The 24,385-nt window shown below is 73.7% G+C and carries 18 protein-coding genes and 2 pseudogenes; 17 read left to right on the forward strand and 3 right to left on the reverse strand.

The genetic code is table 11. The features are described 5' to 3' along the window. Nucleotides 1–46: 46 nt before the first annotated feature. From ACIGXW_RS30595 to ACIGXW_RS30665, 15 genes and pseudogenes are all read left to right on the forward strand, one after another. Nucleotides 47–1,195 (forward strand): NAD(P)/FAD-dependent oxidoreductase, encoded by a 1,149-nt coding sequence (locus tag ACIGXW_RS30595; RefSeq protein WP_399576132.1) that lies wholly within the window; start codon nucleotides 47–49, stop codon nucleotides 1,193–1,195. A gap of 42 nt (nucleotides 1,196–1,237) precedes the next feature. Next, nucleotides 1,238–1,552 (forward strand): (2Fe-2S)-binding protein, encoded by a 315-nt coding sequence (locus ACIGXW_RS30600; RefSeq protein WP_071966888.1) that lies wholly within the window; start codon nucleotides 1,238–1,240, stop codon nucleotides 1,550–1,552. After that, complete coding sequence (locus ACIGXW_RS30605) at nucleotides 1,533–2,978, forward strand: NAD(P)/FAD-dependent oxidoreductase (RefSeq protein WP_399576134.1); 1,446 nt, start codon at nucleotides 1,533–1,535, stop codon at nucleotides 2,976–2,978. The genes ACIGXW_RS30600 and ACIGXW_RS30605 overlap by 20 nt, the downstream gene beginning before the upstream one ends. 55 nt (nucleotides 2,979–3,033) lie before the next feature. After that, the gene (locus ACIGXW_RS30610; protein ID WP_071966886.1) at nucleotides 3,034–3,942 is read left to right on the forward strand and encodes a dihydrodipicolinate synthase family protein; all 909 of its coding nucleotides are present in this window, start codon (nucleotides 3,034–3,036) and stop codon (nucleotides 3,940–3,942) included. A gap of 64 nt (nucleotides 3,943–4,006) precedes the next feature. Further along, nucleotides 4,007–5,011, forward strand: a complete 1,005-nt coding sequence (locus tag ACIGXW_RS30615; protein ID WP_399576136.1) for a proline racemase family protein — start codon at nucleotides 4,007–4,009, stop codon at nucleotides 5,009–5,011. Further along, nucleotides 5,008–6,390 (forward strand): aldehyde dehydrogenase family protein, encoded by a 1,383-nt coding sequence (locus tag ACIGXW_RS30620; protein ID WP_399576138.1) that lies wholly within the window; start codon nucleotides 5,008–5,010, stop codon nucleotides 6,388–6,390. The genes ACIGXW_RS30615 and ACIGXW_RS30620 overlap by 4 nt, the downstream gene beginning before the upstream one ends. A 46-nt stretch (nucleotides 6,391–6,436) precedes the next feature. Next, nucleotides 6,437–7,159, forward strand: a complete 723-nt coding sequence (locus ACIGXW_RS30625) for a GntR family transcriptional regulator (protein ID WP_071966884.1) — start codon at nucleotides 6,437–6,439, stop codon at nucleotides 7,157–7,159. 370 nt (nucleotides 7,160–7,529) lie between these two features. Beyond that, nucleotides 7,530–8,084, forward strand: coding sequence for a hypothetical protein (locus tag ACIGXW_RS30630; protein WP_399576140.1), 555 nt, complete (start codon nucleotides 7,530–7,532; stop codon nucleotides 8,082–8,084). A 90-nt stretch (nucleotides 8,085–8,174) separates the two neighbouring features. Then, nucleotides 8,175–9,161 (forward strand): CapA family protein, encoded by a 987-nt coding sequence (locus ACIGXW_RS30635; RefSeq protein WP_399576142.1) that lies wholly within the window; start codon nucleotides 8,175–8,177, stop codon nucleotides 9,159–9,161. Nucleotides 9,162–9,364: 203 nt separating this feature from the next. Beyond that, nucleotides 9,365–10,201 (forward strand): phosphatase PAP2 family protein, encoded by an 837-nt coding sequence (locus ACIGXW_RS30640; RefSeq protein WP_399576144.1) that lies wholly within the window; start codon nucleotides 9,365–9,367, stop codon nucleotides 10,199–10,201. A gap of 163 nt (nucleotides 10,202–10,364) precedes the next feature. Beyond that, nucleotides 10,365–11,552 (forward strand): acyl-CoA dehydrogenase family protein, encoded by a 1,188-nt coding sequence (locus ACIGXW_RS30645; protein WP_399576145.1) that lies wholly within the window; start codon nucleotides 10,365–10,367, stop codon nucleotides 11,550–11,552. Nucleotides 11,553–11,664: 112 nt separating this feature from the next. Further along, nucleotides 11,665–13,953: a tetratricopeptide repeat protein gene (locus ACIGXW_RS30650; protein ID WP_399576146.1), complete on the forward strand. Its 2,289-nt coding sequence runs from the start codon at nucleotides 11,665–11,667 to the stop codon at nucleotides 13,951–13,953. Between the two features lie 65 nt (nucleotides 13,954–14,018). Next, nucleotides 14,019–15,113, forward strand: a pseudogene (locus ACIGXW_RS30655) (NAD(P)H-dependent flavin oxidoreductase); the annotation flags it as partial. A gap of 89 nt (nucleotides 15,114–15,202) precedes the next feature. Then, nucleotides 15,203–16,753, forward strand: coding sequence for an acyl-CoA synthetase (locus tag ACIGXW_RS30660; protein ID WP_399576147.1), 1,551 nt, complete (start codon nucleotides 15,203–15,205; stop codon nucleotides 16,751–16,753). Between the two features lie 130 nt (nucleotides 16,754–16,883). Then, on the forward strand, nucleotides 16,884–17,465 hold the full coding sequence (locus ACIGXW_RS30665) for a hypothetical protein (RefSeq protein ID WP_071966876.1): 582 nt from the start codon (nucleotides 16,884–16,886) through the stop codon (nucleotides 17,463–17,465). 101 nt (nucleotides 17,466–17,566) lie between these two features. Here ACIGXW_RS30665 and ACIGXW_RS30670 read toward each other — a convergent pair whose 3' ends face one another. Both ACIGXW_RS30670 and paaK read right to left on the reverse strand, forming a co-directional pair. Next, nucleotides 17,567–19,996 carry a penicillin acylase family protein gene (locus ACIGXW_RS30670; protein WP_399576148.1) on the reverse strand — a complete coding sequence of 810 codons (2,430 nt, stop codon included), beginning with the start codon at nucleotides 19,994–19,996 and terminating at the stop codon, nucleotides 17,567–17,569. 120 nt (nucleotides 19,997–20,116) lie between these two features. After that, a complete protein-coding gene (gene paaK / locus ACIGXW_RS30675) occupies nucleotides 20,117–21,454 on the reverse strand; it encodes a phenylacetate--CoA ligase PaaK (RefSeq protein ID WP_399576149.1) in 1,338 nt (445 codons plus the stop codon). 194 nt (nucleotides 21,455–21,648) lie between these two features. On the opposite strand from paaK, the pseudogene ACIGXW_RS30680 reads away from it, so the two are divergent. Then, nucleotides 21,649–21,768 (forward strand): annotated as a pseudogene (locus tag ACIGXW_RS30680) (alpha/beta fold hydrolase); the annotation flags it as partial. Between the two features lie 40 nt (nucleotides 21,769–21,808). Here the strand turns inward: ACIGXW_RS30680 and ACIGXW_RS30685 are convergent. Then, nucleotides 21,809–23,431, reverse strand: coding sequence for an acyl-CoA synthetase (locus tag ACIGXW_RS30685; RefSeq protein ID WP_399576151.1), 1,623 nt, complete (start codon nucleotides 23,429–23,431; stop codon nucleotides 21,809–21,811). Nucleotides 23,432–23,565: 134 nt separating this feature from the next. On the opposite strand from ACIGXW_RS30685, the gene ACIGXW_RS30690 reads away from it, so the two are divergent. Beyond that, on the forward strand, nucleotides 23,566–24,366 hold the full coding sequence (locus ACIGXW_RS30690) for a crotonase/enoyl-CoA hydratase family protein (protein WP_071966871.1): 801 nt from the start codon (nucleotides 23,566–23,568) through the stop codon (nucleotides 24,364–24,366). The last annotated feature ends 19 nt before the right edge of the window (nucleotides 24,367–24,385 follow it).

Here is a 24,385-nt window from a genome sequence, read left to right on the forward strand (position 1 = left end):
CGGAACGACTCTTGGCAGTCGTAGTGCAATGTGAAATATTACTGACGTGCCAACGAGAAACTCCTCGGACGTCATCGTCGTCGGAGCGGGGGTGATCGGCGCCGCGTGCGCCTACTACGCCAGCCGCTCCGGCCTCTCGGTCACCGTCGTCGACCGTGGCCCCGTCGCCGGCGGGACCACGGGAGCCGGCGAGGGCAACCTGCTGGTCTCCGACAAGGAACCGGGCCCCGAACTCGAACTCGCCCTGCTCTCCGCATACTTGTGGCGGGAACTGGCCGACGTGCTCCCCGCGAGCGTCGAGTACGAGGCGAAGGGCGGCCTGGTCGTCGCCTCCGACGAGGCGGGCATGGAGGCGCTGCGGAAGTTCGCCGCGACCCAGGCCCTGGCCGGCGTCACGGCGGAGGAGATACCGGCGGACCGCCTGCACGACCTGGAACCCCACCTGGCCCCCCACCTCGCGGGCGGCTGCCACTACCCCCAGGACGCCCAGGTCCAGCCCGCCCTCGCCGCCGCCCACCTGCTGCGCGCCTCGGGAGCGCGCGTCCGCACCGGCGAGGAGGTCACCGCGATCCTCACCGGCGCGGACGGCGACGTGCGCGGCGTCCGGACACCCGCCGGTGACCTCCACGCCCCGTACGTGGTGAACGCGGCCGGCACCTGGGGCGGCGAACTCGCCGCCCTCGCCGGCGCCCACCTGCCCGTCCTGCCCCGCCGCGGCTTCGTGCTCGTCACCGAACCGCTGCCCCGCGTGGTGCGGCACAAGGTCTACGCGGCGGACTACGTCGCCGACGTGGCGAGCGGCTCCGCGGCCCTGCAGACCTCGGCCGTGGTCGAGGGCACCCCCGCCGGACCCGTCCTCATCGGCGCCAGCCGCGAACGGGTCGGCTTCGACCGCACGGTGTCGGTGGAGGTGCTCCGCCGCCTCGCCCACCAGGCCACGACGCTGTTCCCGGTGCTGGCCGGGGTGCGGGCGATGCGGACGTACGCCGGGTTCCGCCCCTATCTGCCCGACCACCTGCCCGCCATCGGAGCCGACCCCCGCGTGCCCGGACTGCTCCACGCCTGCGGCCACGAAGGCGCCGGCATCGGGCTCGCCCCCGCCACCGGGCTCGCCGTCGCCCACCTGCTGACGCACCGCGAACCGCCCCTGGACCTGAGGCCGTTCCGCCCCGGCCGCTTCGCGCCCCCCGCCTGAGCCGGCTCCCACCCCCCTTCCGCACCCGAGAGGAGGCCCGCAGTGGCCCGTACCCCCGCCGGCCTGGTCCAGGCCGATCCCGGCCCGCCGTTCGAGATCACCTTCGACGGCCGGACGGTCCCCGCCCGCCCCGGGCAGACCATCGCCGCCGCCCTGTGGGCCGCCGGCATCCTCGCCTGGCGCACCACCCGCGACGGCGGTCGCCCACGCGGCGCCTTCTGCGGCATCGGACAGTGCTACGACTGCCTCGCCACCGTCAACGCGCGGCCCAACAGGAGAGCCTGCCTGGTGCCCGCCCGGCCCGGCGACGCGATCACCACCCAGGAAGGACACGGTCATGCCGGGCTCGCCGTCTGAGCCGTACGACCTCGCCGTGATCGGCGCGGGCCCCGCCGGCCTCGCCGGTGCCACCGCCGCCGCCCGGCTCGGCCTGACCGTCACCCTCCTGGACGCCTCCACTCAGACAGGGGGCCAGTTCTTCCGGCACCCCGACCCGGCCATGAAAGCCGCACGACCGCAAGCCCTGCACCACGACTGGTCCGCCTTCACCGCCCTGCGCCGCCGCCTGGAGAGCAGCGACGTCACCCACCTCGCGGGGCACCACGTGTGGACCTTGGCCCGCGAGGACGAACGGCTGTGGAGCGTGCACGCCCTCACCGGCGCCGACGGCGACGGCGAACGCCCCGTACGGATACCGGCCCGCACGGTCCTGTTCGTCACCGGCGCCCACGAACGCCAACTCCCCTTCCCCGGCTGGACCCTGCCCGGCGTCGTCGGCGCCGGCGGCGCCCAGGCCATGCTCAAGTCCGGCCTCGTCCTGCCCGGCAGCCGGATCGTCGTCGCGGGCAGCGGACCGCTGCTGCTCGCCGTCGCCGCCTCGCTCGCCGCCGCGGGCGCCCGCGTCCCCGCCGTCGTCGAGGCGTCCGGCTACCTGGGATACGCCCGCCACCCCCGCGCCCTGGCCACCAACCCCCACAAGCTCCTCGAGGCGGCCGTCCACGGCTCGGCGCTGCTGCGCCACCGGGTACGGCCCCACCCGCGCAGCGCGGTCACCGAAGTCCACGGCACCGACCGCGTGGAGGCGGTCACCGTCTCCCGCCTCGACCGGCAGTGGCGGCCGGTACCCGGCACGGGCCGCCGCATCGCCTGCGACGCCCTGGCCGTGGGACACGGACTGGTCCCGCAGACCGAGCTCGCCACGGCCCTGGGCTGCGCGACCCGGCGCACACCCGACGGGACGCACGCCCTGCTCCTGGACGACCTGCAGGAGACCACGGTCCCCGGCCTGTGGGCCGCGGGCGAGAGCGGCGGTATCGGCGGCTGGCAACTCGCCCGCGTCGAGGGCGAGCTGGCGGCCTTCGCCGTGGCCGCCCGCCTGCGCGGCCGCACCCCTCCCGCCGCCGGCCCGCACCTGCGGGCCCTGCGCCGCCGCCGGGCCCGGATGCGCGCCTTCGCCGACGCCATGGCCGCAGCCCACGCCCCCGGGGCCGGCTGGACCGACTGGCTCCGCGACGACACCGACGTCTGCCGCTGCGAAGAGGTCACCGCCGGCCGCGTCCGCGAGGCCGTCACCGACCTCGGGGCCCGCGACGCCCGCACCGTCAAGCTCCTGACCCGGGCCGGCATGGGCTGGTGCCAGGGACGGATGTGCGCGACGGCCGTCGCGTGCCTCGCCTCCGGGGCGGGGGAGCGGCCGGGAGAGGGCGCCGTGGCGCCGTCCGCCGAGCGCCGTCCCCTCGCCGTGCCCGTACCGCTCTCCGCCCTGGCCGACCAGGGCGAATGAACACATCAGACAGCACATCAGACAGCACATCGGACAACGCAGAAGGGCTACCGGCATGACCGTCACCTCCTGGAACACCGACCACCCCTGGCGCGGCATCATGACCGCCACCGCGCTCCCCTTGCGCGAGGACCTCTCCGTCGACTACGACGCCTACGCCGAGCACGTCCGCTGGCTCATCGACAACGGCTGCGACGGCGTCGTGCCCAACGGCTCCCTCGGCGAGTACCAGACCCTCACCGACGAGGAGCGCGCCCGCGTCGTGCGCACCGCCGTCGAGGCGGCCGGCGACGGTGCCCGCGTGATGCCCGGCGTCGCCGCCTACGGCAGCGGCGAGTCCCGCCGCTGGGCCGAGCAGGCCGCCGAGGCGGGCTGCGGCTCCGTCCTGCTGCTGCCCCCCAACTCCTACCGCGCCGACGAGCACGCCGTACGCGCCCACTACGCGGAGGTCGCCGGCGCCGGAGTCCCGGTCGTGGCGTACAACAACCCCATCGACACCAAGGTCGACCTGACCCCCGGCCTCCTGGCCCGGCTCTACCACGACGGCAGCATCGTCGCCGTCAAGGAGTTCAGCGGCGACGTCCGGCGCGCCTACGAACTGGCCGAACTCGCCCCGGAACTCGACCTGCTCGTCGGCGCCGACGACGTCCTCCTCGAACTCGTGCTCGCCGGCGCCGTCGGCTGGATCGCCGGATACCCCAACGCCTTCCCCGACGCCTGCTCCCGGCTCTACCACGCCGCCGCCGCGAAGGACCTGGAGAAGGCGCTGCCCCTGTACACCTCGCTGCACCCGCTGCTGCGCTGGGACTCCAAGACCGAGTTCGTGCAGGCCATCAAGGTCTCGATGGACATCGCCGGCCGCCCCGGCGGCCCGACCCGGCCGCCGCGCCACCCGCTCACCGGCGAGATCGAGGCCGCGGTGCGCGCCGCCACCGAGAAGGCCGTCGCCGACGGCCACCGCTGACCCGCCGCCGGCCCCGTCCGTACCTCCGGGGCCGCCCGGCCGCCCGACCGCCGAAAGGACGTCCGTGCGCACTCGTCACGTCTTCCATGCCGTCGACTCCCACACCGAGGGCATGCCCACCCGCGTCATCACCGGTGGCGTGGGGGTGATACCCGGCGCCACCATGGCCGAGCGCCGGCTCCACTTCATCGAGCACCTCGACCACCTCCGTACGCTCCTGATGTACGAACCACGCGGCCACTCCTCCATGAGCGGCGCGATCCTCCAGCCGCCCACCCGCCCCGACGCCGACTACGGCGTGCTCTACATCGAGGTGTCCGGACTGCTGCCGATGTGCGGCCACGGCACCATCGGCGTCGCCACCGTGCTCGTCGAGACCGGCATGGTGCCGGTCACCGAACCCGTCACCACCGTGCGGCTGGACACCCCCGCCGGCCTGGTCACGGCCGACGTCCGGGTCGAGGACGGCGCGGCGAAGGCCGTCACCTTCACCAATGTGCCCGCCTTCTGCGTAGGCCTGGACCGCAAGGTGGAGGTGCCCGGCTTCGGCACGGTCACCTACGACCTCGCCTTCGGCGGCAACTTCTACGCCTTCGTCGAACTCGACGCGCTGGGGCTGCCCTTCGCGCGGGACCGCAAGGACGACCTCCTCGCGGCCGGGCTCGCCGTCATGGACGCCGTCAACGCCTCGCCGGACCGGCCCGTCCACCCCGAACGCCCCGAGATCAGCGGCCTCAAGCACGTCTACCTCGCCGCTCCCGGCTCCGACGCCCACCGCTCCCGGCACGCCATGGCCATCCACCCCGGCTGGTTCGACCGCTCGCCCTGCGGCACCGGCACCTCCGCCCGCATGGCACAGCTGCACGCCCGGGGCGCGCTCCCCCTCGACCGCGACTTCGTCAACGAATCCTTCATCGGCACCGAGTTCACCGGCCGCCTGATGGGGGAGACGCGGGTCGGCGGGGTGCCGGCGGTCGTGCCCACCATCACCGGACGCGCCTGGATCACCGGCACGGCCCAGTACTTCCTCGACCCGGACGACCCCTTCCCCGGAGGCTTCCTGCTGTGAGCGCCGCCCCGACACCGTTCCTCTCGCGCAACCCGGCCGATCCGGCCGACATCCTCACCGAGGTCGCCCCGGTCGGCGCCGTCGCCGTCGCCGCCGCCGTCGAGCGGGCCCGCGCCGCCCAGCCGGGCTGGCTCGGCGGCGGCGCGGCCGCCCGCTCCGCGGCGCTCTCCGCGATCGCCGCCGCCGTCGAGGCCGCGGCCGCGGAGCTGGCCGACCTCGCCGTGCGCGAGGTCGGCAAACCGCTCGCCGAGGCCCGCGCCGAGGTGGCCCGCACCGCCGCCGTCTGGCGCTACTACGCCCAGGCGCCCTACGAGCCCACCGGCGCCGTCCACGAGAGCGCCGCCGGCCCCGGGCTGCTGCTGACCCGCCGCCGCCCGCACGGCGTCGCGGGCCTGATCACCCCCTGGAACTTCCCGTTCGCCATCCCCAGCTGGAAGGCCGCACCGGCCCTGGCGGCCGGCAACACGGTCGTCCTCAAACCCGCGCCGGAAGCCACCGCGTGCGCCCGACGGCTGGCCGAGATCATCGGGCAGGCCCTGCCCGAAGGGGCGTTCACCCTGGTCACCGGCGGCCCGGAGGAGGGCGAGGCCCTCCTCGCCACCGCCGACGCCCTCTCCTTCACCGGCTCCACCACCGTCGGCACCGCGGTCGTCCGGACCGCCACCGCCCGGGGCGTCCCGGTCCAGGCCGAGATGGGCGGGCTCAACGCGGCGATCGTCCTGCCCGACACCGACATCGCACGCGCCGCCGGCCACATCGCCTCCGCGATCGCCGGGTACGCGGGGCAGAAGTGCACCGCCACCAGCCGCGTCATCGCCGTCGGCGCCGCCCTCGGCCCGCTGCGCGAGGCCCTCGCCGAGGAGCTGCGCACGCTCGCCGTGGGCGACCCCGCCGACCCGGCGACGGTGTGCGGGCCGCTCATCGGCGAGCGGGCCCGCGACCGGTTCGCCGCGGCCCTCGAAGGGCTGCCCCCGCTCGCCGCCGGTACCGCCCCCGACGGCCCCGGGTGGTACGCGGCCCCCACCGTGGTCGAAAAGCTCCCGGAAGGCCACCACCTGCTGCGGGAGGAGGTCTTCGGGCCCGTCGCGGTCCTGCTGCCCGCGGACGACCTCGCCGACGCCGTACGGATCACCAACTCCGTGCCGTACGGGCTGGTCACCTCGGTCCACACCGCCGGCCTCGACGCGGTCCTGCACGGCCTCGACCGCCTCGACACCGGTATGGTCCGCGTCAACGCGCCGTCCGCGGGCGTCGACTTCCATCTGCCCTTCGGCGGGACCAAGGCCTCCGGCCACGGGCCGCGCGAACAGGGCCGCGCCGCCCTGGAGTTCTACACCTCGAGCCGGACGTACACCCTGACTCCCGCTCACACAATGTGACATTGTACGCTGGTGGTCCAGTCCATCGGGGCACGAAAGGGACACCATGGGGCACCTCCAGCAGCGCACCCCCCTCATCACCGCCACGGTGCGGCTGCGCGACCAGGTCGCCCACGCCCTGCGGGCCGCGCTGATCTCCGGTGAACTGCGCCCCGGCGAGGTCTATTCGGCGCCGGGTCTCGCGGAGGACTTCGGCATCTCCGCGACGCCCGTGCGCGAGGCGATGCTCGACCTGGCCCGCGAGGGCCTGGTCGAGCCGGTCCGCAACAAGGGCTTCAGGGTGACCGAGGTCAACGAGCGCGACCTGGACCAGTACACCGAGATCCGCACCCTGATCGAGGTCCCCATGACGGGCCGGATCACCCGGACCGCGGCCCGCGAGGAGCTCGAGGCGCTGCGGCCCGTCGCCGAGGAGATCGTGCGCGCCGCGCGCGAGCACGACCTCATCGGCTACCTCGAGGCCGACCGGCGCTTCCACCTCACCCTGCTGGCGCTCTCCGGCAACGAACGCCTCGTCGAGACCGTCAGCGACCTGCGCAAGCGCTCGCGCCTGTACGGCCTGAACGCCCTGGACGAGCGCGGCGAGCTGATCCCCTCGGCCGAGGAGCACCTCGAACTCCTCGACCTGATGCTGGCGGGCGACGCCGAGGGGGCCGAGAAGTGCATGGCCCGCCACCTCGGCCACGTGCGCTCCCTGTGGGCGAAGGGCGTCAGCGAGGACGGCCCCGACGGCGGCAGGGCGGCGCGGAAGCCCGGCGCCGGCCGCTGACGTTCACGCCCGGGCGGGCTCCGGGGCGGCGCGCCCGAGGAGCCGGTCCGCCTTCGCGGTGCGCTGGTAGTACACGTGCCGGCCCGTGCGGAGCCGGGTGACCGGCCCGCCGCGGACGTGACGGGGCCGTCGCCGGTCCGCAGGATCAGCGGGACACCGCCGGCGCGTCGGCGTCCAAAGAGATGTGCAGCATCGTTATTCCACTTGGGCGAGCACGATTCGAATCTGCTCGAATGATCTTTTAGTGCCGCATGGTGACATGCGAGGCTCACCCCCGGAAGGGAGACGCCCACCACACCGTCCCCTCCTTGAGCAGGGCCGACTCCATGGGGGAGGTCGGCCGGAGAAAGACCACGGGGAGAAACACCGAATGATCAAGCGTTCCGCCGCCCGGTTCCTGGCCGTCGCCACGGCCGCTTCGGTGTTCGGCGGCATCAACGCCGCCGCCGCGTCCTCGGCGACCGCCGCCGACCCCGTGCAGCACATGTGCCCGGACTCCACCCCGCTGCAGTCCCAGTGGATCGACCTGCCCGGCCTCAAGCCCACCATGATCCACAGCGCCCACGTGTGCAGCCGGCGCAGCGGTGCCTCGATCAAGTCCATGGTCCGGCTGTACTGGCAGATCGAGGAGGACGTCATCCAGGACCGGAGCAAGCGGTACACCTCGTTCAAGGTGACCAGCCGCCTGGAGCGCCGCTCCGGCGCCTCGGGCGCCGACTCCGTCGTCACCACCAAGACCTGTGACGTCACCAACGAGGTCAACGGCGACTACGGCAACAGCGTGGGCCTGGAGTGCGCCTCCCCCTCCGCCACCTTCGACCCCGCGTACAAGTGGTCCGGGGACGCCACGATCGTCTACGACATCGAGGGCGACAACAAGGGCCCCATCACCTGGAAGCTGACCGGCTCCGCGCTGACGAGCTGACCTCTCGCGAGGCACCGCCTCTTCGCTTCTCCCCGGGCCGTGCGTCGCATACTGGCGGTGAGGGCGTCGGACCGACGGAAGGCGGAGCGGATGGCGCCGATCACGGTGGCGATGGCCGGCGACACCATGCTGGGACGCGGCGTCGGCGAGCGGCTCGCACAGGCGCCGGAGCCCGCCACGCTGCTGAGCGAGGAGCTGCGCGCGATCGTCGCCGGGGCCGATCTGTTCGTGGCCAACCTGGAGTGCTGCGTCTCCGGCCGCGGCGAGCCCTGGCCCGAGCCGGGCAAGCCGTTCTTCTTCAGGGCCCCGCCGGCCACCGCCGACGTCCTGGCCGAGCTGGGCGTGGACTGCGTCACGCTCGCCAACAATCACGCCCTGGACTACGGCTACGACGCCCTGGTGGACACCCGTGACCTGCTGACCCGGGCCGGCGTGCGGGCGGTGGGCGCGGGCCCGGACGCGGCCGCGGCCCGGGCGTTCGCCGTGCTGGAAGCGGGCGGGGTGCGCCTGGCCGTGATCGGCGTCACCGACCACCCGGAGGGCTTCGCGGCCGGCGGGGACAGCCCGGGGGTGGCCTACGCCGATCTCGGGCACGGCGTGCCGGGCTGGCTCGCCGACCTCGTGGCCCGCGCCGCCGGGGAGGCCGACGTCGTCCTGGTCACCCCGCACTGGGGGCCCAACATGACCTCCGGGCCGCCCCGCCACGTACGGCGCGCGGCCGCGGCGCTGCTGGAGGCCGGGGCGACGGTGATCGCCGGGCACTCCGCCCACGTCTTCCACGGGGTGGCCGGCCGCGTTGTCCACGACATGGGCGACTTCATCGACGACTACGCGGTCGACCCCGGCCTCCGCAACGACCTGGGCCTGCTCTTCCTCCTCACCCTGGACGGCCCCGACCCGGCGTCGTACCGGCCGGTCCGGCTCGAGGCGGTGCCCCTGTACCTGGACTACTGCCACACCACCGCGGCGCGCGGCGAGCAGTGGCGGTGGATCCACGACCGGTACGCACGGGCCTGCGCGGAGTTCGGCACGGAGGTGAGCGTCAGCGGAGAGCGGCTGGTCGTCGACTGGGCGTAGCGATCACCACCACACACCGTCACCGAGCGCTCCGGTGCCCGCCCGGCGGCCACGGGCGGGACCGTGGTCCACGGCCCGGCGCGGTAGTTTTTGCTGTACAGCCGCGCCGACGTCATCTGCACGGCATGTACCCGTCACCCCGACCGTACGTCTTCGCGCTGCCGCCCCGGTACCGCCATACCGATCCGAAGGACGCCCCACCCATGCCCTACGTGCGCCATTGGCTGCGCAACTCCCTTCTGCTGTTCGCGAGCGCGATCGCGCTCGGGCTGGTCGCCGCGCACACGAAGGTGATCCAGCCGCACGACCTGGATCTGGACCGGACGATCCAGACCAACACGCGCACCGGCTGGCTGAACACCACGATGGAGCTGATCAGCTACTGTGCCTCGCCGGTCGCCGGAGTGGTGATCCTCGCGATCTGGTGCGGGTACCTGCTGTTCGTGCGGCGCCGGCCCATCACCGCCTCGGCCGTCTTCCTCGTGGTCGCGGTCGGCTGGAACAGCACGCAGCTCGCGAAGGCCATCGTGGCCCGTCCCCGGCCGCCGCGTGAGTTCATGCTCGACCCCGAGATCGGCTCCAACAGCTTCCCGAGCGGTCACACCGCCTTCACGGTCGCGGTCGCCGTCGCCGTGTTCTTCCTCTTCCGCGAGTCCCGGCACCGCCGCACGGTCGTCGTCTGCGGCGTCCTCGCGGTGCTGCTGGTCGCCTTCTCCCGGATGTACGTCGGCGCCCACTACCCGACCGACACCTTCGGCTCGGTGCTGATCGCCGGCTCCGCGATCTTCTTCATCACCGGCGTGTGGCACGCCTGGCTGCTGCCGAACCTGGAGCGCCTGCCGGTGCTGGGCGGCCTGCTGGGCCGCTTCGGCCTGGCCGAGGAGCGGGCCGCGCTCGCGGCGGCGGAGCGCGGCGGCGAGTATGGCGACCAGTACGGCCAGTACGGTCACCACGACCAGTACGGCCAGTACCCGGCCGCCGGGCAGGGCCACGGGCGCCCGGCCTCCGGCGGCCGGCACCGCAAGCACGCGGGACGCTGACGCCGCGCGGCATCACCCCCCCCGCGCGAGAGCGCACGATCATGGCGGATCCCCGACGGGGGTCCGCCATTGTCGTACCCCGCACGGCCTTCCGCATTACTGCAACACGTTCTACCGTGTGCGCCCGTACCCCAGGGACCGCCGGCGACCACATGGAGGGGCCGTGGATCTGCAGTACACCCCGGAGCAGCAGCGGTTACGGGCCGAACTGCGCGCCTACTTCGCGGACCTGGTGCCCGACGACGCGTACACCCGGCACGCCGACCCGGCCGAGCGCAAGCGCTTCTACCGGCGCACCATCCGCCGGCTCGGCGCCGACCGCCGGCTGGGCGTGGGCTGGCCGGTGGAGTACGGCGGCCGCGGGATGACGCCCATGGAGCAGTTCATCTTCTTCGACGAGGCCGCGCAGGCCGGCGTGCCGCTGCCGCTGATGGCGCTCAACACGGTCGGGCCCACACTCATGCAGTTCGGCACCGAGGAGCAGAAGGCCTACTTCCTGCCCCGCATCCTCTCCGGCGAGCTGGACTTCGCCATCGGCTACAGCGAACCCGGCGCCGGCACCGACCTGGCCTCCCTGACCACCCGGGCGGTGCGCGACGGCGACGATTACGTCGTCAATGGGCAGAAGATCTGGACCACCAACGGCGACACCGCCGACTGGGTCTGGCTCGCGGTCCGCACGGCCCCGGTGGAGGAGGGCGTACCGCCCCACAAGGGCATCAGCATCCTCCTCGTCCCCACCAGCGATCCCGGCTACTCCTGCACCCTGATCAACACCCTGGCCTCGCACGACACCACCGCCAGCCACTACGACGACATCCGCGTGCCCGTCACCCGCCGGGTCGGCGAGGAGAACCGGGGCTGGCGCCTGATCACCACCCAGCTCAACCACGAGCGCGTCACCCTCGCCGCCCACGGCGCCACCGCCATCAGGGCCCTGCGCGACGTACGCGACTGGGCCGCGGCCACCAAGCTCTCCGACGGCCGCCGCGTCATCGACCTCGGCTGGGTGCGCGGCCGGCTCGCCCGTACGCACGTACGCCTGGACGCCATGAAGCTGCTCAACTGGCGCATGGTCGACGCCCTCCAGCACGGCGCCCTCACCCCGCAGGACGCCTCGGCCGTCAAGGTCTACGGGTCCGAGGCGCGCCGGGACGCCTACGCCTGGCTGATGGAGGTCCTCGGCGCCGCGGGTCCCCTGAAAGAGGGGTCCGCGGGCGCGGTCCTCCACGGCGAGCTGGAGCGCGGCTACCGCAGCGCCGTCATCTTCACCTTCGGCGGCGGCAACAACGAGATCCAGCGGGAGATCATCTCCTGGATCGGCCTGGGGATGCCCCGGGTGCGCCGCTGACGCCCGATCAGGCCCCGGTCAGCCGTCCGTCGGCCTACAAGCCGCACACGGTGGCCGCCATACTTGAGAGGCCGGGGGAGGCGAAGCGAATCGACGGGGGCGGCGGCACAGCATGGCGGACACCAGGCTGATCCAGGGCCGGTACCAGCTGCTCGACCTGATCGGGCGGGGCGGAATGGGCGAGGTCTGGCGCGCCCGCGACGAATCGCTGGGCCGCCAGGTGGCCGTCAAGTGCCTCAAACCCATGGGACGCCAGCACGAACAGTCCTACCTTCGGGTGCTGCGCGAACGGTTCCGGCGAGAGGCGCGCGTCGCGGCCTCCCTGCAGCACCGCGGCATCACGGTCGTCCACGACTTCGGCGAGTCGGAGGGCGTGCTCTACCTCGTGATGGAGCTGCTCGAAGGCCGCAACCTCAGCCAGCTCCTGGAGGACAACAAGCAGCACCCGCTGCCCGTGCCCGAGGTCATCGAGATCGCCGAGCAGGTCGGCGCCGCCCTCGCCTACACCCACCGGCAGGGCATCGTGCACCGCGACCTCAAGCCCGCCAACATCGTCCGCCTCACCGACGGCACGGTGAAGATATGCGACTTCGGCATCGCGCGCCTGGCCCACGACATCGGGTTCTCCACCCGCCTGACCGGCACCGGCATCGCCATGGGCACCCCGCACTACATGTCGCCCGAGCAGATCGGCGCCGGCAACGTCGACCACCGCAGCGACCTGTACTCGCTGGGCTGTGTGCTGTACGAGCTCGCGACCGGCGCCCCGCCCTTCGACATGGACGACGCGTGGGCCGTGCTCGTCGGCCACCGCGACACCCCGCCGCGGCCGCCGTGCGAGCTGCGCCCCGAGCTCCCCGCGGCCTTCGGGCGCATCGTCCTCGACCTGCTGGCCAAGGACCCCGAGGACCGGCCCGAGGACGCCGGCGACCTCGTCCGGCGCGTCGCCGCCCTGCCCCCGTACCGGGCGGGCGCGCCCCCGCGCCGCACCCTGCCCGAGGGGCGCCCCCGGCCCGTACGGGCGTCGGCGCGGCTGCCCGAACCGCCCCGGCTGCCCGGCTGGGCCCGGAACATGACCACCGGCTCCAAGGCCGCCGGCACCGGCCCCCTCACTCCGCCCCCCGACCCCGCCGCCGCCCTCACCGGCGCGTGGACCGGCCCGTGGGAGGAGGACCGCACGCTCCCGGCCGGCACCGGGGCGCACGGGACCGGGCCCCGCACCGCCGGCGCCGAGCGCCCGCCCCCCGAGCTGCTCGCCCGGCTCGCCGGACGGCACAGCGAGGGCCTGCGCCTGGCCCGGCTCGACCGCTGGGTGGAGGCGGGCGAGGTGCAGCGGGCCGTCGCCGCCGAGCGCGAACGGCTCCTCGGCCCGGACCACCCCGACACCCTCGCCAGCCGCTACGAGGTCGGCTTCGCCCTCAGCCGGCTGGGCCGGCCGCGCGAAGCGCTGCGGGAGTTCGCGCGGACCGCCGCCGGACGCGAGCGGGTGCTGGGCCCCGAGCACCCCGACACCCTCGCGGCCCGCCAGGAGACGGCGTACGTGCTCGGCCAGCTCGGCCGGCACTTCGAGGCCCATCAGGTCTACACGACGGTCCTCGGCGCCCGCGAGCGCGTCATGGGCACCGACCACCCCGACACCCTGCGCTGCCGCCACAACCTGGCCTTCAACCTCAGCAGACTGGGCCGCCTGGAAGACTCGTACACCATGGCGCGCGACGTCGCCGCCGCCCGCGCCCGCGTCCTGGGCCCCGAGCACCCCGACACGCTCGTCACCCGCTACGAGGTCGGCTACGCCCTGGGCCAGCTCGGCCGCTGGACGGAGGCGCTGCGCACGTACGAGGAAGTGGCCACCGCCCGGGCGCGGGTGCTCGGCCCCGACGACCCCGACACGCTCGCCGCCCGCTACGAGGCCGGCATCTGCCTGGGCCGGCTCGGCCGCAGCGCGCAGGCCCTGGAGCTCTACCGCGAGCTGGTGGAGGACCGCACGCGCGCCCAGGGCCCGGCCCACCCCGACACCCTGCGCGCCCGGCACGGCCTGGGCGTCAACCTCGGCCGGCTCGGCCGCTGGGAGGAGGCCCTGGCCGAGGCGCGCGACGTCTGCGCCATCCGCGCCCGGGTGCTGGGCGCCGACCACCCCGACACCCTCGTCAGCCGTCGTGAGGTGGCGGTCGGACTCGGCTGGCTCGGCCGCTGGACCGACGCCCTCGCCGTCTACCGCGACGTCGCCCAGGCCCGCCAGCGGGTGCTGGGCGCGGCCCACCCCGACGCCCTGGCCAGCCGTCAGGACGAGGCCCACTGCCTGGAGCAGCTTGGCCGCTCCGCCGAGGCCGTCGAGCTCTACCGGCAGGTGGCGGCGTTGCGCAGGACCCGCTCCACGCGCGGCCACCAACCACTGATCTGACGTAGTGTCAGAAAAATGCTCCTCCCGGGTTCCCTCGCCCGCCCCGCTGCGGCATCCTGCCGCCCATGCGGACCGAGCTGAGCAGGCGGATGGGAATCGAGCACGCCCTCTTCGGCTTCACCCCGTTCCCGGCGGTCGCCGCCGCCATCACCCGCGCCGGCGGACTCGGCGTCCTGGGCGCGGTGCGCTACCGCGCCCCCGGAGACCTGGCGCGCGACCTCGACTGGATGCAGGCGCACACCGACGGCAGACCGTACGGGCTCGACGTGGTCATGCCCGCGAAAAAGGTCGAGGGGGTGAGCGAGAGCGACGTCGAGGCGATGATCCCGGCCGGGCACCGCCGCTTCGTCGAGGAGACCCTCGCCCGCTACGGCGTGCCGCACCTCGCCGAGGGCGAGGCCTCCCGGTGGCGGATCACCGGATGGATGGAGGAGGTCGCCCGCGGCCAGCTCGACATCGCCTTCGACTACCCCATCAGCCTCCTCGCCAACGCCCTCGGCCCGCCGCCCGCCGACGTCATCGACCGCGCCCACGGCCACGGCACCCTCGTCGCCGCACTCGCCGGCAGCGCCCGGCACGCCGCCCGGCACGCCGCCGCGGGCGTCGACATCGTCGTCGCCCAGGGCTACGAAGCGGGCGGCCACACCGGGGAGATCGCCACCATGGTGCTCACCCCCGAGGTCGTCCGGGCCGTCGACCCGCTGCCCGTACTGGCCGCCGGGGGCATCGGCAGCGGCGAACAGATCGCCGCCGGCCTCGCGCTCGGCGCACAGGGCGTCTGGCTCGGCTCGCTCTGGCTCACCACGGAGGAGGCCGGCCTGGCCTCCCGCGTCCTGACCGCCAAGCTCCTCGCCGCCGGTTCCGGGGACACCGTCCGCTCCCGGGCCCTGACCGGCAAGCCCGCCCGCCAGCTGCGCACCGCGTGGACCGACGCCTGGGATGACCCGGCCGGCCCCGGCACCCTGCCCATGCCCCTGCAGGGACTGCTCGTCGCCGAGGCCCTCACCCGCATCCAGAAGTACGAGGCGGTCCCCCTCCTCGGCACCCCGGTCGGCCAGATCGTCGGCCGTATGGACACGGTGCGCGGCGTCCAGTCGGTAGTGGACGACCTCACCCGAGGCTTCGAAAGAGCGGTGGCAAGGCTGGACCGCATGTCAGGTTGTGGACAGTCGTTCCGCAAGGCGGAACAGGTGGGCACAACCGGACACGGCCCGCACCCGCCCCACACACCTGAGGGGAACGACGCGTCATGACGGAGACCCGAAACGGCTTCTGGGCCCAAGCCGCCGCCGCCCCGAACCGCAGAGTGCTGATCACCCCCCAGGGCGAAGCCTGGACCGCCGGCCGCCTCCACGAGGCCGCCAACCGCCTCGTCCACGCCCTGCGCACCGCCGGCCTCCGCGAGGGCGACGCCTTCGCCACGGTCCTCCCCAACGGCCCCGAGTTCCTCACCGCCCATCTCGCCGCCACCCAGGCCGGCTTCTACCTCGTCCCCGTCAACCACCACCTCCTGGCGTCCGAGATCGCCTGGATCGTCGCCGACTCCGGCGCCAAGGTGCTCATCGCCCACGAGCGCTGGGCCGCCGCCGCGACCGCCGCCGCGGACGAGGCCGGCCTGCCCGCCGCAGGGCGTCACGCCGTCGGGGACATCGCCGGCTTCCGCCCGTACGCCGCGCTCCTGGACGGCCATCCCGGCACCCCGCCCGCCGGCCGCACCCTCGGCTGGGTCATGAACTACACCTCCGGCACCACCGGACGCCCCCGCGGCATCCGCCGCCCCCTGACCGGCAGGCCGCCCGAGGAGAGCCATCTCGGCGGCTTCCTGGGCATCTTCGGCATCGCGCCCTTCGACGGCAACGTCCACCTGGTCTCTTCGCCGCTCTACCACACCGCCGTCCTGCAGTTCGCGGCCGCGTCCCTGCACATCGGGCACCGGCTGGTGCTGATGGACAAGTGGACGCCCCAGGAGATGCTGCGCCTGATCGACACCCACCGGTGCACGCACACCCACATGGTCCCCACCCAGTTCCAGCGCCTGCTGGCGCTCCCGGAGGACGTACGGGCCTCCTACGACGTCTCCTCCCTGCGGCACGCCGTCCACGGCGCCGCGCCCTGTCCGGAGCATGTGAAACGAGCCATGATCGACTGGTGGGGGCCCTGCGTCGAGGAGTACTACGCGGCCAGCGAAGGCGGCGGCGCGTTCGCCACGGCGAAGGAGTGGCTGCGCAGGCCCGGCACGGTCGGCCGGGCCTGGCCCATCAGCGAACTCGCCGTCCTCGACGACGACGGCAAACCCGTGCCGCCCGGCGAACTCGGCACGGTCTACATGCGGATGACCACCGGCCGCTTCGCCTACCACAAGGACGCCGCCAAGACCGAGGAGAACCGGATCGGCGACTTCTTCACCGTCGGCGACCTCGGCCATCTCGACGAGGACGGCTACCTCTTCCTGCGCGACCGCAAGATCGACCTGATCATCTCCGGCGGCGTCAACATCTACCCCGCCGAGATCGAATCCGTGCTCCTGGCCCACCCCGCCGTCGCCGACGCCGCCGTCTTCGGCATCCCGCACGACGACTGGGGCGAGGAGGTCAAGGCCGTCGTCGAAGCGGCCGACGGCCACCGGCCGGGCGAGGAGCTCGCCGCCGCGCTGCTCGCCCACTGTGCCCACCACCTGGCCGGCTACAAGCGCCCCAAATCGGTGGAGTTCATCGCCTCCATGCCGCGCGACCCCAACGGCAAGCTCTACAAGCGGCACCTGCGCGAGCCGTACTGGAACGGCCGGAACCGCGCGGTGTGACGGATTCCCGACCCCTGCGGATCCCGCCCCTCCACGGCGGTTCCCGGCCGATGCCCGCCTAAGGGATGTGCCGGCCGCCCCCGCTCGCTAAACAGGACGGCGATCAGCCCATCAACAGGAGGAGACTGCTGTGAACGGCTTCGTCACCACAAGCGGCAAGGCACTGCTGGCACTGTCCGCGGCCGCCGTGCTCGGCCTCACCGGAACCGCCACCGCACAGGCGCAGACGCCCTCGGAGCGGACCACCAGAACCGGCGCCGTCGACACGGCGGCCGACGCGGTCCGAGACCAACTGGCCGAGCGCGGCGCGGCCGCCGGACGGATCGTGTGTTACCGCGTCCACGTGGCCGAGCAGGGCTGGCTGCCCGCCGTCTGCGACGGCAGCGTCGCGGGGACCACCGGTCAGTCGCGGCGCATCGAGGCCATCGAGGTCGCCGTGGGCAACGTGGGCTGGGTCTGCCTCAACGCCCACCTCGCCGACATCGGCTGGCAGGGCACACGCTGCGCCAACGACTTCCAGAACGTCGTCGTGGGCACCACCGGCGAGTCCCGCCGCCTGGAGGCCCTCAACATCCGCGTCTCCTCCGGCTCCGTGTGGGCCCGCGCCCATGTGCAGGACCTCGGCTGGCAGAACGCCGTGCGCGGCGCCTCCGTCACCGTCGGCACCACCGGCCAGTCCCGCCGCATGGAGGCCATCCAGATAGACGTCTGACCCAAGGACGTCCGGCCCATGGACGACTGGTCCCTAAGGGCACGGCGAAGGGCGCACCGCGCGGCTCGCGCGGTGCGCCCCCACGCGTGCGGGGTCAGCGCTCAGCGCTCGCCGACCCGCACCACCTTCAGCTTGGGCGACGCCATGATGTCCTTCTCGCAGAACCGGCCCCGCACCATGCGCCCGGCCGAGAACAGCTCGGTCTGGTCGCTGTAGTGCGGCGACGCGGAGTTGGAGGACTGCGAGTAGGTCAGCAGCGTACGGGCCACGGGGCAGCCGCTGCCGTCGAAGCCGACGGCCTGGATGTAGCTGGAGCCCACGCCCACGTCCGAGTAGCCGCCGCGGGCGGCGTTCCAGCCGCGCGCCTCGATGATGTTCCAGATGCCGAGCGCGTTCGTGCCGCCCGGTATCGCTATCCGCTTGCCGTTCCGCGTGACGAACTGGTGCTTGCCCAGCGGTGCGTCGAGGGCGATGTCCGCCGACCGCAGCTCGCGGACGGTGTCCGCCAGCGCGCGGGCGAAGCCCGGGTGGCCGGTGTTGAGGGTGTTCGGGGTCTTCACCGGTGACGCGGCGGAGAAGGGCACGCGCCACAGCTGGCCGACCGGTATGGCCTCGTCGTCGACGAGCCTGCGCCAGAACCGGTCGAAGAGCAGCGCCCCCTTGCTGCCGGTGCCGACCGTGCGGTCCCAGGCGGCCAGCACCCCGCACGCGGCCGAGACGTCGACGGGCTTGCCGTCGCTGCCCCGGGCGGTGCCTGACGGCAGCGCGGCGCAGGCCTTGGCGGCGTCCTCGGCGGCGAGGTCGCCGGCCGGAGCCCGGTTGGAGAACTGCAGCTTCTGCAGATCGTCCACTGTCAGCTTGCCGCGCTCGGCCATGGCGGCGACGTCCTCTATGGAGCCCCGGGTGCGCAGGCCGCGCTGGGTGGCGATGTCCCCGAAGATCCGCGGGTAGCCGGTGAGGGGCCGGTCCGCGTTGGCCAGCCAGGGGCTTTCGTTGGAGTTCTCGGCGTACGGGGCGTCGACCAGCGTCGGCATGGCGGACGGGCCGAAGATGCCGGGCTGCGCGGCGTCGGCGTCCCTGCCCAGCGCGCATGCGCCGCGCGAGCCGTCCAGGACGGCCAGGCCGCCGGCCGGCAGGGTCTGCCGGCCCAGCGGCGTGGAGCAGCGCGCGGCCAGCTCGTCGGTGACGCGCGGCAGGACCTGCGACTGGGTGTAGAGGCTGTGCCCCTTGGAGTCGGCGGCGATGGTGTTGACCCAGGGCAGCCCCTGGGTGCGGCGCAGCGCGTCCCGGACGTCCTGGACGCTGCGGGCCTTGCTCAGCCCCAGCGAGGACTCACCGAAGCGCAGGTTGGCGGCGTTGGGGTCGACCAGGACGAACACCGACGCGGCGGTCCAGGGCAGCGGCAGCTCGGCGGTCAGCGAGGTGAGGACCGGGCCGTAGCGGGTGTGCCACTGCGTGCGGGTGACGTCCGATAGGCGGCCGTCCTTGCCCCGCACCGGGACGGTGACCGTGCGCTTGGTCATCTTCTCCGGTCTGCCGTCCACCAGATAGGAGTACGGGTCCGAGGGCGCGGTCTTGAGTTCGTAGAGGCTCAGGGGCACGCCGGTGGAGACGGTGTGGCTCCAGGCGATGTCGGCGTTGTGACCGATGGAGATCATCGGGAGGCCGAGCAGCGAGCCGCCCGCCACGTTCAGCTCGCCGGGAACGGTCAGCTGCGACTGCCAGAAGCGGCGGCCGCCGGCCCACGGGTAGTGCGGGTTGCCGAGCAGCAGGCCGCGGCCGTCGGCGGTGGTGGAGCCGGCGAAGGCGACCGCGTTGGACCCCATGTCGGCGTTCTGGCGGTCGAAGACCTTGCGGGCGGCGGCCGCGAGGTCCTTCGCGCCCGTCCTCGGCCCGGCCCCGGTGGTCGGGCGGGCCCCGGTGATGCCGTCGGCCGCCATGCCCTGGCCGCCCAGCACGGTGATGGCGTAGCCGCGCCGGGCCACGTCCAGGGCGGTGACGGGGCGCACCCAGCCGGCGCCCTTGCAGGCGGGGTCGTTGATCCGGTTCTGGCGCAGCCAGGCGTTGTAGCCCGCGGCCCAGCCGCGCATCAGCTCCTTGGACTGCTTGCTCGGCCCGGCGGGGGCCGGCTGCTCGAGGAGCTTCTCCACCGTCCTCGCGTCGTTGATGCCACGGAAGAAGAGGTCGCTGGAGAGGTTGTCGCCGGCCTCGGACAGGGACCCGTCGGGCTTGCGGTCGGCGCCGAAGGTGCGCGAGCGCTCCCCGCGCAGGGTGACGAAGCCGTCGGCGAGCACGCAGACCTGGTCGGCGGCCTGGGCCCAGCCCTGGCCGAACCCGAGGTTCGCGTAGTCCTTGCCGACGATGTGCGGGATTCCGTACTCGGTGTAGCGGATGACGGCGGAGAGGCCGCCCCCGGACGGGCGGTGCCCGCGCTCCGGTGCGGCGGTGGCCGCGGCGGGCAGGGCGGTGGCGCCGGTCAGCAGCGCGAGGCCGCCGACCGTCAGCGCGCGTAAGCGGTGACGTAGGTGCAACGTGGTCCCCCATCAAGTGATAAAAGGGAGCAAACGGTTGACTGTGTGACGCAGGTGCGCCAAGAGGGTCTCAGTATCCGTCCGCCTGTTCGGGGCCGCCCCCGGAATCGGGTCTACCGCTTATCTGGATCGCCGGGCCGCCGCCTCGCGGGGCCGTTCGTCCACGACGCGCCTGAGCTTGCCCATGGACCGCTCGAGGGTCTGCGGGTCCACGACCTCGACGGTCACCGAGACCCCGATGCCCTCCTTCACCCGCCGGGCCGTCTCCTGCGCCGCCGCCTCGCGTTGTGCGGCCGTCGCCTCCTGGCGCGCCTCGGCGCGCACGGTGAGCCGGTCCATCCGTCCCTCACGCGTCAGCCGCAGCTGGAAGTGCGGGGCGAGGCCCGGAACGTGCAGCACGATCTCCTCGATCTGGGACGGGAAGAGGTTGACGCCCCGCACGATGAGCATGTCGTCGGCCCGGCCGGTGATCCGCTCCATCCGGCGGAAGGCGCGGGCCGTGCCCGGCAGCAGTCGCGTCAGGTCGCGGGTGCGGTACCGGATCACCGGCATGGCCTCCTTGGTGAGCGAGGTCAGGACCAGCTCGCCGTGCGCGCCGTCGGGCAGGGCCTGCCCGGTGACCGGGTCGACGATCTCGGGGAAGAAGTGGTCCTCCCAGATGTGCGGCCCGTCCTTGGTCTCCACGCACTCCTGCGCCACGCCGGGGCCGATCACCTCCGACAGGCCGTATATGTCGACGGCGTCGATGGCGCAGCGCTCCTCGATCTCCCGGCGCATCGCCTCGGTCCAGGGCTCGGCGCCGAAGACGCCCACCTTGAGGGAGGTGCCGCGCGGGTCGATGCCCTGCCGCTCGAACTCGTCGAGCAGCGTCAGCATGTACGTGGGCGTGACCATGATGACCCGGGGGCGGAGGTCCTGGATGATCCGCACCTGCCGCTCGGTCATTCCGCCGGACGCGGGGATCACCGTGCAGCCCAGCCGCTCGGCGCCGTAGTGCGCGCCCAGCCCGCCGGTGAACAGCCCGTATCCGTACGCCACATGGACCGTGTCGCCGGGGCGGCAGCCGGCCGCGCGCAGTGAGCGGGCGACGACGCCGGCCCACAGGTCCAGGTCGCGCTCGGTGTAGCCGACGACGGTCGGCGTGCCGGTGGTGCCGCTGGAGGCGTGCAGGCGCCGCACCCGCGAGCGGTCCACGGCGAACATGCCGAAGGGGTACTGCTCGCGCAGATCGGCCTTCGTGGTGAAGGGGAAGCGGGCGAGGTCGGCAAGGGCGCTGCAGTCCTCGGGGCGCAGTCCGGCGGCGTCGAACGAGCGGCGGTAGAAGGGGACGTTGTCGTAGGCGTGCCGCAGCGTGGCGCGCAGCCGGGTCAGCTGCAGCGCGGTCAGCTCCTCCCGCGACATCCGCTCCGCCGCGTCCAGCCCGTCCCGGTGGTCCCCGTGGTTCTGAGTGCCCGTCATGAGTCGCCCCGCTCCCCGACCGATCGTTCGGTAGATTCGCCGGATCAAGTATTTTCGCCCTCGATGGCGGGCGTCAAGAGGTACCGGCTCGCCGGCCTTCCCCTCATGGGTGATCTCGAAGAGGTGCGGGTTGACGGAGTGCGGTTGACGTACCGGACCTGGGGTCCTGCGGACGGTTCCTGATCGCCGCCTCGGCCGAGCGGATTCCCGACTGCCGCCTCGTGACGGTCGAGGGCGCGGGCCACCTCGTCCACGCGGCCCGCCCGCGGGAATTCCGGGCGGCCGTGGAGGAATTCCTCGCGGCGACGGCCTAGGCGAGCCGCTCGTCGTGCCGGAGCAGGCGGCAGCGCCCCGTCAACCGCCGCCTGCCGCCACCGCGCGCGCCCAGCGGTAGTCCGCCTTGCCACTGGGGGAGCGCTGGATGCGGTCGGTGAGGACCACCGTGCGCGGCACCTTGTAGCCCGCGAGGCGGGCCCGGCAGTGGGCCTGCAGAACGTCCAGGGTGGGCGGGGCCGCGCCCTCGCGGGGCTGGACGACCGCCGCGACGCGCTGGCCCCAGCGGGAGTCCGGGACGCCCGCCACGAGCGCGTCGTACACCGCCGGATGCGCCTTCAGCGCCTGCTCGACCTCCTCGGGGAACACCTTCTCGCCGCCGGTGTTGATGCACTGCGAGCCCCTGCCCAGGACGGTGATCACGCCGTCCTCGCCGGCCGTCGCCAGGTCGCCGAGCAGCACCCAGCGCTCGCCCCCCAGCAGGAAGAACGTCTCGGCGCTCTTGCGCGGATCGTTGTAATAGCCGAGCGGCACATGGCCGCGCTGGGCGATCCGTCCCGTCCCGCCGGGCGGGACCGGGCGGTGGGTGAGGGGGTCGACGACCGCCGTACGGTCGTTGACGCGCAGCCGGAAGCCGCGCTCCGGCCCGGAGTCCTCGGTGGCGGTGCCGTTGAAGCCCGACTCCGAGGAGCCGAAGTTGTTCAGCAGCCGCACCTTCGGCAGCAGCGCGGCGAACTGCGCGCGCACGGTCTCCGACAGGACGGCGCCCGAACTGCTGACGCTGAGCAGCGAGGAGCAGTCGGTGTCCCGCAGCGGTCCGGCCAGGGCGTCCACCAGCGGGCGCAGCATCGCGTCCCCGACCAGCGAGAGGCTGCTGACCCGCTCGCGCGCCACGGTCCGCAGGACCTCCTCGGGCGCGAACTTGCTGTGCAGGACGACCTTCTGCCCGAAGCCGAAGGCGATGAGGGCGGTGAGCGTGGACGTGCCGTGCATCAGCGGCGCGGTGGGGAAGAAGACCAGTCCCTCGCCGCCCGCCGCGACCCGCTCGGCCAGCTCCTCGGGCCGCTCGACGGGTCTGCCGGTCGGCGCCCCGCCGCCCAGCCCCGAGAAGAAGAGGTCCTCCTGCCGCCACACCACCCCCTTGGGCATGCCGGTGGTGCCGCCCGTGTAGATCAGGAACCGGTCGTCGCCGGAGCGCGGGGCGAAGTCGCGCACGGCGGAGCCCGCCGCCTCGGCCTCCTCGAGGGGGACGGGGGCCACGCGCGGCGTCGCGGCACCCGGCGGCGGGGTTCCCACCCGCACGAGGTGGCGCAGCCGCCCCGCCCGGGGCAGTGCGGCGCTCACGCGGTCCGTGAAGCCGGCGTCGTAGACGAGCGCCGCCAGGTCGGCGTCGCGGTAGAGGTAGGCGAGTTCGTCCTCGACGTAGCGGTAGTTGACGTTGACCGGCACGGCCCGGACCTTCAGGCAGGCGAAGAGCGCCTGGAGGTACTCGACGCCGTTGTAGAGGTGGAGGCCCACGTGCTCGCCCGGGCCGATGCCGCTGTCGAGGAAGTGGTGGGCCAGCCGGTTGGCGGCGGCGTCCAGCCGCGCGTACGTCAGCCTGCGCTCGGTGCCGCCGCCCGGGAGGTCGCGGTGGACCAGGGCCTCCCGGGCGGGCACCGCGTCGACGACCGACTCGAAGAGATCCGCGAGGTTGTAGTCCACGGCGGTCATTACAGCGCCGCCGCGCGGAGGGGGGAAGGCCCGGACCCAAGAAATCTGACGGGTTGTCAGAAAGCTATTGAACCGCACCCCCGCCTCCTGCACGCTGTTGGGGGTCTCACGACGGGAGGACTGCCATGGGCGGTACCGAACACCTCACCGTGGAGCGCGCCGGCGCCACGCTCGTACTCACCCTCGACCGGCCCGAGGCGAAGAACGCGCTGTCGCTGCCGATGCTGGCCGCCCTCCACGACGGCTGGCTGCGGGCGGACGCCGACGACACCATCCGCTCGGTCGTCCTGACCGGCGCGGGCGGCGCGTTCTGCTCCGGCATGGACCTCAAGGCACTGGCCGCGCGCACACCGGACGACGACCCCGTGCGCGAGCGGTTCCGGGCCGACCCCGACCTGCACTGGAAGGCCATGCTCCGCCACTACCGGCCGCGCAAGCCCGTCATCGCCGCCGTCGAGGGCCCCTGCGTGGCCGGCGGCACCGAGATCCTCCAGGGCACCGACATCCGCATCGCCGGCCGCGGCGCCACCTTCGGCCTCTTCGAAGTACGGCGCGGCCTCTTCCCCATCGGCGGCTCCACGGTCCGCCTGCCCCGGCAGATCCCCCGCACCCACGCCCTGGAGATGCTGCTCACCGGGCGCCCGTACACCGCCGCCGAAGCCGAGCGCATCGGACTGATCGGGCGCGTCGTCCCGGACGGCACCGCCCTGGAGGCCGCCCTGGAGACGGCCGCGCTCGTCAACGCCAACGGCCCCCTCGCCGTCGAAGCCGTCAAGGCCAGCGTCCACGACACCGCGGGCCTGAGCGAAACCGAGGCCCTCGCACTCGAACTCGAACGCGGCCGGCCCGTCTTCGACACCGACGACGCGAAGGAGGGCGCCCGCGCCTTCGCCGAGAAGCGGCCCCCCGTCTACCGACGCGCCTGAGCGCCGGCGACCCGAGCCA

Source organism: Streptomyces sp. NPDC053079 (assembly GCF_044546695.1).
Lineage (GTDB): Bacteria > Actinomycetota > Actinomycetes > Streptomycetales > Streptomycetaceae > Streptomyces.